The sequence below is a fragment of the Holdemanella porci genome (assembly GCF_019052655.1).
GTDB classification, from domain to species: domain Bacteria; phylum Bacillota_I; class Bacilli_A; order Erysipelotrichales; family Erysipelotrichaceae; genus Holdemanella; species Holdemanella hominis.
Genome location: NZ_JAHQVB010000083.1, coordinates 1 through 7,379, shown reverse-complemented (window position 1 = coordinate 7,379; position 7,379 = coordinate 1). Strand labels below are relative to the sequence as shown.

Sequence of the window (7,379 nt, the reverse complement as noted above, 5' to 3'; positions counted from 1 at the left end):
TTTCCTGTTCAGTTTTCAAAGATCATCTGCACCTCAGCAGTGCTCATCTATATTATCAAATCATTTCCATCTTGTAAACCCCTTTTTTTTAAAATTTTAAAAAATAAAAAAGGACACTTTTCCAAGCATCCCTAAATTTTATTGAGCATCCTCAATTGCACTGATTTTTGCAACTCTTCCCTTATGTCTTTCACCCTCACTAAATGGAGTGTTCAAGAAAGTATGAACAATATCTTTACAAGTTTCAATACCTGTCGTTCTTTGTCCCATACTCAACATATTCGCATCATTGTGTTCACGAGTCAAACGAGCCATAGTTACATCTGTACATAATGCACAACGGATTCCTTTTACTTTATTTGCAGCAATCGAAATTCCAATTCCAGTGCCACACATAACAATGCCCTTGTCCACTTCTTCATTCACAACTAAATCCGCACACGCTTTTGCCATATCCGGATAATCAACACTGTTTGTACCATGACAACCACAATCCACAACTTCATGTCCTTCATCAATCAACATTTGTTTAATTTCTTCCTTATATGTGTATGCTCCATGATCACATGCCATACCAATTTTCATTCTTTAATCCTCCTCAACATCTACAAACATTTTACAACTTTTCCATCTTTGCGTAAATACAACTAACTTTTCGCATCAAAAGATTTTCTACAAGAAGGACAACGAACTTCAATTTTCCCCTTATTTCTAGGAACACGAATAATTTGCGCACATTCAGGACAAACTAAATACTTATTTTGTTTATCCTTTAAAGACTTGTTAAATGCTTGAAAACGATGAACTATTTTGGCCTGAATCCGAATAAACTTTTGATTTTCAATTGATCTGGCCACATAGTTTTTCGATAATGCACGTGCTAAATAAATAATAATACTAATATAGAACAATATATTTATGACAATATTTCTTCTAAAAAATAAACTTAATACTAATAAAATAAGTTCTACATAAAATATGAACTGATTTAATTTATCCGTACCATATCTACCTTGCATAAAACGATATAATTTTTCTCTCATTCTCATCACCGAGTTCTATAATAACATACAATATATGATCTCGCTATGTGAATTTTACTATCATTTGTATACTTGTTTTTGTTGTTTACAAATTTTTTCATATTTTTATGAAACATTTTCAATTTTTATGTTATAATCATCACGTATTAATAAGGGAGGACTTAAAATGAAAGACCTAGAGCAATTATACGAAACAGTAAAAAAACGAAATCCCAATGACAAAGAATTTCTTCAAGCCGTTGAAGAAGTATTCGAATCATTGAATATTATCGCAGATGTACATCCGGAAGAATTAGACGATGATGTATTAGAAAGATTTGTAGAACCTGAAAGACAAATCATTTTCCGTGTCCCTTGGGTTGATGACAATGGCAAAACTCAAGTAAACCGTGGTTACCGTGTTGAATTCAACTCAGCCATCGGACCATATAAAGGAGGTTTACGATTCCACCCATCTGTAAACATTAGTATCATCAAATTCTTAGGATTTGAACAAGTGTTAAAAAATTCATTGACTACACTTCCTATGGGAGGTGGAAAAGGTGGATCTGATTTCGATCCAAAAGGAAAAAGTGATCGCGAAGTTATGCGTTTCTGCCAAAGCTTCATGAGCGAATTATACCGTCACATCGGACCAAACACAGATGTTCCTGCTGGAGACATTGGTGTTGGGGGCCGTGAAGTCGGATATTTATTTGGACAATATAAACGTTTGAAAAATGAATACAGCGGCGTATTGACAGGTAAAGGATTAACATTCGGTGGATCTTTGATTCGTACCGAAGCTACTGGATATGGTTTATGTTACTTTACACAAGCTTTATTAAAAGATAACGGAACTAGCTTTGAAGGAAAAACAGTCACGATTTCCGGAAGTGGTAACGTAGCTATCTATGCTTGTGAAAAAGCAACACAACTTGGAGCAAAGGTTGTAACTATGTCCGATTCAAACGGATTCATTTACGATCCAGAGGGAATTGATTTAGATTTAGTTAAAGACATCAAAGAAATTCGTCGTGGACGCATTAAAGAATATGTTGAAAAAAGACCAGGTGCAACATACACACCAAATGCTCGTCCATGGACTGTTGCATGCGATATCGCACTTCCATGCGCCACTCAGAACGAACTTGATTTAGAAGATGCAAAAGCATTAGTAGCTAATAAAGTTTTCGCTGTATGCGAAGGGGCTAACATGCCAACAACACCAGAAGCTATCCACTATCTTATGAAAAACGGTGTATTCTATGCTCCAGGTAAAGCAAGCAATGCCGGAGGTGTTGCTTGTTCAGGTCTTGAAATGTCACAAAATGCTCAACACTTATCTTGGACAGCAGAAGAAGTTGATCAAAAGCTTGAAAACATTATGGTAAATATTTTCGAAACTTGCCGTGATACCGCTTCAGAATATGGTCATGAAAAAGAATATGTAGTTGGAGCTAACATTGCTGGATTCTTAAAAGTTACAAAAGCAATGAAAGCACAAGGTACTGTTTAATAACATAAAAGCCGATTTCGGCTTTTATTTTTTATCATTTTGCATTATTATCTTAAAAGTAAAAAGGTTGTGATTATTCTATGAAACGAGCAAAACAAACATCTGAATCCATTGAACTCGGTATTCTTTTGGCATTATCCGGTGGATTTATGGATGCCTATTCCTATTTAGCAAGAGGACAAGTCTTCGCAAATGCCCAAACTGGAAATATGCTCCTCTTTGGTGTCAATTTAGCAAGTGGACAATTCCAGCATGCTCTACATTATTTATGTCCTGTACTTGCTTTTGGTCTAGGTATTTTCTTAGCGGAATTTGTACATTTTCAAAAAATTCAAAAAGTACACTGGCGACAAGTTACTCTCTTGATTGAAATCATTATATTATTTGGCATTGGGTATATTTCATTCGAACAAAACCTTCTCGCAAATTCTTTAACTTCTTTTGCGTGTGGCTTACAAGTACAAGCCTTTCGTAAAATACATGGTAAAGGTTACGCAACAACGATGTGTATTGGAAATTTAAGAACAGGGACACACGAAATGTGTAATTATTTATGCACAAAAAAAGTCCAACATCTACAAAGTGGACTTCTCTACTACTTAATTATTTTAACATTTATAATCGGTGCTATTCTAGGAAACTTTTGTATTCGGATTTTTTCAGCAAAAGCTATCTGGATAAGCGTTTCACTATTAATACTCGCCTTTATTTTAATGTTTGTTGACCGTGAAAAAGATGAGGCTTTTCAATAAGTTTTAATTCTGTATCACAATCCATTCTCGTCACCGAACAATTTGGCACTAAAGCTGCTGTATTCGGTTTTTCATCCACAAAACCGGGACACAATACGTTCACAATATGTTTGATGGCAGAACCATGACAAACTACTAAAACATTCGCATTCGGATATTCGGATGCGATTTTTTTTAATTCCTTCGTTACTCTTTCTATAACATCACTATGATTTTCACCACCACAAAAACGATAACCATCTGGAAAACGTACTCCATCTTTAAATATATCCACTGATTTTTCAGCCTCAAAATCACCAAAACTCTGCTCCTTTAAACTTTTAGAAGGAATAATCTTTACATTTCTACCCTCTAAAATAGAGTTTGCCGTATCTATAGCTCTTTCACTCGTTGAACAAAAACATACATTAAATGGAACATTCTTCAATTCTTTACCCAATTGTTTTGCCTGAGAAACACCCAAATCCGTCAACGGTGAATCACACCATCCTTGAATACGGCCTTTACGATTAAATACCGTTTCTCCATGTCTAATAATATAAAAATGTGTCATATATATACCTTCCTTTTGCCTCATTATAATCCATTTCAGTTAGATATCAATAACTATTTTACATTGTAAAGAAATTTTGATTTTGGTAATATAATCACATCCATAAGGAAGTAGTTATCTTACTTATGTAAGCATTTAAGTCAACACACTGATCAATCGATCTGGCTTATCGTTACAAACAAGACTTATGCGAAAAAAGACATCTTTTTTTTCGTATAAGTCTTTTTACTTTAGGAGGGAATATGGATTTTATTACTATTTTATTTATTGGTATTGGTTTAGCTATGGATGCAAGCGCTGTATCTTTGGCAAAAGGTATGAGCCTGGATAAAGATCAAGTAAAAAAATATGCCTTTATCCTAGCCCTAACGTTTGGCTTTTTTCAAGCACTTATGCCAGCTATTGGCTATTTTACCGGAAGTCATTTTGCCGAATACATTCAATCCATCGATCACTGGATTGCCTTTATTTTGCTGAGCTTGATAGGTATCAACATGATTCACGAAGGTAAAGAAGAAAAAGAAGATGAAGCAAAAATTCACTCCATCCCATTTAAAAATATTCTTCTTTTAGCTATCGCCACAAGTATTGACGCTTTAGCCGTTGGTGTAAGTTTTGCCTTTTTAAAAGTCAATCTGTTTTTAGCTATAACTACCATTGGCATCACTACATTTATTCTTTCATTTGTTTGTGTATTATTTGGAAAAAAACTTGGTAGCTTATTTGAAAAATATGCTGAATACTTAGGTGGTATCATCTTAATTCTATTAGGAATTAAAATCTTAATTGAACATTTATTTTTCTAACAAGACTTCAGCTAAAGTCTTTTCACATACTCAGCTATCTTTACACCCAATTCCTTATGTCCTTTTTCAGATAAATGCACACCATCAAAACTCATATCTAAAGGATTACAATCTAAACAAGGAACCCCCATTACCTTATACGCCTCATTCAGTTTCATACTTTCATCTCTAAATTCATCAAATTGTAAAATTGGCGGACAAAGAATCAACAGCTTTCTTTTGTCCATTGAATCAATTAACTCATGCATAAAAGAAAGGATTTGATCAACATCATAATAATGAATCAAATCATTAGACCCCAACATAACACAAAATAAATCAATCGAATCTAAATTGAATGTATCCTCTTTTACATCTCGCAATAAACGACCATTGATCGCATCCTCAAAAAATATCCATCCAGGCACAAGATCATTTAAATAATCAATGTATGTTAAATCATACCTTTGAAAATATCCTCTTGGATCATAGCCCCAAGTATTGGAATCCCCTAAAAACAATACCTTTTTCATTATGCCACTTTGCGAATTTTCTTACGCACAACCATGAAACAAATACCATGCGCCACAAGTGTTATAACCCACGTAATTGGATAAGAAATATACAATGAGAAGGTTGTATGCACTGCCTTAAATACAGTAAATATCCATATAACACGAATCAAACAGACACCCGTTAAAGATACCAGCATTGGTAAAATAGAATATCCGATTCCTCTAAGACTTCCAACTAAAGTATCCATGATTCCACATAAACAATACATTGTACTAATAACAGCCAATCGATTAATTCCAAATTGGATGACACGCTCATCACTAGAATAAATAGATAGTAACTGTTGGCCAAAGAAATAAGCACCTTGCCCGAGTACAAGACCTACGATACTAACAATTACTAAACATTCTAATAAAATCTTATCAATTCGATTGTATTTTTTTGCTCCAAAATTTTGCGAAGTAAACGACAAAGAAGTTTGATAAACTGCATTCATAGACGTATATACAAAGCCTTCAATATTGCTTGCGGCGGTATTTCCAGCCATAACTAAAGAGCCAAAAGAGTTAATACTTGATTGAATCAATACGTTTGAAATACTAAAGATAATGCCTTGAAGCCCTGCTGGGAGTCCTACTTCCAGCATTTGTAAAGCTAATTCCTTATGGAAACGCATATCCTTTAACTCAAAATGTAAAGGTCCATCCATATGCTTTAAACATAATAGAATTAAAGCAGAACTAATTCCTTCCGAAATAATCGTAGCTAAAGCAACACCAGCAACACCCATTTCGAATACAATTACGAAACAAAGATTAAATAGCACGTTAACAATTCCAGAAATCAACAAAAAATAGAGTGGTCTCTTTGTATCCCCAATCGATCTAAGTATGGCAGCACCGAAGTTATAAACCATAAAAAATGGCATACCAGCAAAATAAATACGCATATATAAAGATGACAAATCAATTACATCTTCTGGTGTAGCCATTAACTCTAGCAAGGGTTTCGCAAAAAAGAAACCCACAAACACCATTAATAATCCACCAAAGATGGCAATAAAAATAGCTGTATGTACAGCTTTAGATGTATTTTCCTCATCTCGAGCCCCAATAAATTTACCCAATACAACATTTGCACCAACACTAATACCAATAAACATATTCACCAATAAATTGATTAATGCACTTGTTGAACCAACTGCTGCCAACGCTTGATTTCCCGTAAATCGACCTACCACAATAATATCGGCTGCATTAAACAACAATTGCAGGCAGCCCGACAAAATTAATGGTAATGAAAAAATAATCAACTTTTTAAAAATTGGACCATTACACATATCCACTTGATAACTACGCATAAGTAAATTTACTCCTTCTTAAATAATAGAAACAGTTGGAGATAAACTCCTCCAAGAACCGTACGTGCAGTTTTCCCGCATACGGCTCCCCACTGTTACTTTTAAACATTCTTGTTATATATGACTTTGTCACTACTCCAAATATCCACATGGATATATGGGTGTATGATTCTATCATTCCATATTTCATAGAACCTTTCCAATTTAAAACTTCTTCTTTGACTCCTTCGGTTTAACCATTTGAACGTTACATATAGTGAATGTTGCCAAAGGTTTCTGACCTCTCGAATCATTCCACTTAAACTGTAGTAGTTAAAACTACCAGTAAGTTTCTTGTTCAACGCCTTCATGAATTCGTCAAATTGAGTGTTTCTATTTTCTTTGACCCATTTCTTTAAGTTTGACTTAAATTGCTTCTTCTTTTTGCGACTAATCTTATGTCCTACAGAATAGTAGCCTTTTCTTGTCTTACTGTTGAAATGTGTAAAGCCTAGAAAATCAAATGTTTCTCTTGAACCACTGTATCTTCCAAACGGAAGTATTCGTGTCTTTTCCTTGGACAGTTCCAATCCAAAAAGTTCCATTCTTTAATAACGGCTTCATATACTCTTTGTGCATCTCTTTCATATTGAAACATAATCAAGAAATCATCGGCAAAGCGTACCAGGTATGCTTCTCCATATAACTGTTTCTTGATGCACTTTTCAAACCATAAATCCAATACATAATGTAAGTACACATTGGCAAGGATTGGACTAATCAGTCCGCCTTGTGGTGTTCCTACACTTGTATCCTCATATTTTCCTTCTATCATGACTGGTACTACGTCAAGAAAAAGGACTCATAAAATAGATAAATTTTAAATTCTAATG

Annotated in this window: 10 protein-coding genes; 3 read left to right on the top strand and 7 right to left on the bottom strand. The window is 34.3% G+C overall.

The window, feature by feature from the left end:
• Positions 1-138 precede the first annotated feature (138 nt).
• A complete protein-coding gene (rpiB, locus tag KTQ83_RS10710; RefSeq protein ID WP_117924079.1) occupies positions 139-585 on the bottom strand; it encodes a ribose 5-phosphate isomerase B in 447 nt (148 codons plus the stop codon).
• 62 nt (positions 586-647) lie between these two features.
• On the bottom strand, positions 648-1,043 hold the full coding sequence (locus KTQ83_RS10705) for a hypothetical protein (RefSeq protein ID WP_117924077.1): 396 nt from the start codon (positions 1,041-1,043) through the stop codon (positions 648-650).
• A 166-nt stretch (positions 1,044-1,209) separates the two neighbouring features.
• Between KTQ83_RS10705 and gdhA the strand changes: the two genes are divergently transcribed.
• Together gdhA and KTQ83_RS10695 are read left to right on the top strand one after the other, a co-directional pair.
• The gene (gdhA, locus tag KTQ83_RS10700; protein WP_217256797.1) at positions 1,210-2,541 is read left to right on the top strand and encodes an NADP-specific glutamate dehydrogenase; all 1,332 of its coding nucleotides are present in this window, start codon (positions 1,210-1,212) and stop codon (positions 2,539-2,541) included.
• Positions 2,542-2,621: 80 nt separating this feature from the next.
• Positions 2,622-3,293: a YoaK family protein gene (locus KTQ83_RS10695; protein ID WP_117924073.1), complete on the top strand. Its 672-nt coding sequence runs from the start codon at positions 2,622-2,624 to the stop codon at positions 3,291-3,293.
• Here the strand turns inward: KTQ83_RS10695 and KTQ83_RS10690 are convergent.
• A complete protein-coding gene (locus KTQ83_RS10690) occupies positions 3,247-3,846 on the bottom strand; it encodes a histidine phosphatase family protein (RefSeq protein WP_158567580.1) in 600 nt (199 codons plus the stop codon). The genes KTQ83_RS10695 and KTQ83_RS10690 overlap by 47 nt on opposite strands.
• Before the next feature lie 242 nt (positions 3,847-4,088).
• Between KTQ83_RS10690 and KTQ83_RS10685 the strand changes: the two genes are divergently transcribed.
• The gene (locus tag KTQ83_RS10685; RefSeq protein ID WP_186998609.1) at positions 4,089-4,652 is read left to right on the top strand and encodes a manganese efflux pump MntP; all 564 of its coding nucleotides are present in this window, start codon (positions 4,089-4,091) and stop codon (positions 4,650-4,652) included.
• Positions 4,653-4,663: 11 nt separating this feature from the next.
• Here KTQ83_RS10685 and KTQ83_RS10680 read toward each other — a convergent pair whose 3' ends face one another.
• From KTQ83_RS10680 to KTQ83_RS10665, 4 genes are all read right to left on the bottom strand, one after another.
• Positions 4,664-5,164 carry an SGNH/GDSL hydrolase family protein gene (locus KTQ83_RS10680; RefSeq protein ID WP_186998610.1) on the bottom strand — a complete coding sequence of 167 codons (501 nt, stop codon included), beginning with the start codon at positions 5,162-5,164 and terminating at the stop codon, positions 4,664-4,666.
• Positions 5,164-6,507 carry an MATE family efflux transporter gene (locus KTQ83_RS10675; RefSeq protein WP_217256796.1) on the bottom strand — a complete coding sequence of 448 codons (1,344 nt, stop codon included), beginning with the start codon at positions 6,505-6,507 and terminating at the stop codon, positions 5,164-5,166. Before KTQ83_RS10675 ends, KTQ83_RS10680 begins: the two co-directional genes overlap by 1 nt.
• A 101-nt stretch (positions 6,508-6,608) precedes the next feature.
• Complete coding sequence (locus KTQ83_RS12750) at positions 6,609-7,091, bottom strand: group II intron maturase-specific domain-containing protein (RefSeq protein WP_217256795.1); 483 nt, start codon at positions 7,089-7,091, stop codon at positions 6,609-6,611.
• Positions 6,998-7,321 (bottom strand): reverse transcriptase domain-containing protein, encoded by a 324-nt coding sequence (locus tag KTQ83_RS10665; protein ID WP_217256794.1) that lies wholly within the window; start codon positions 7,319-7,321, stop codon positions 6,998-7,000. Before KTQ83_RS10665 ends, KTQ83_RS12750 begins: the two co-directional genes overlap by 94 nt.
• Positions 7,322-7,379 lie beyond the last annotated feature (58 nt).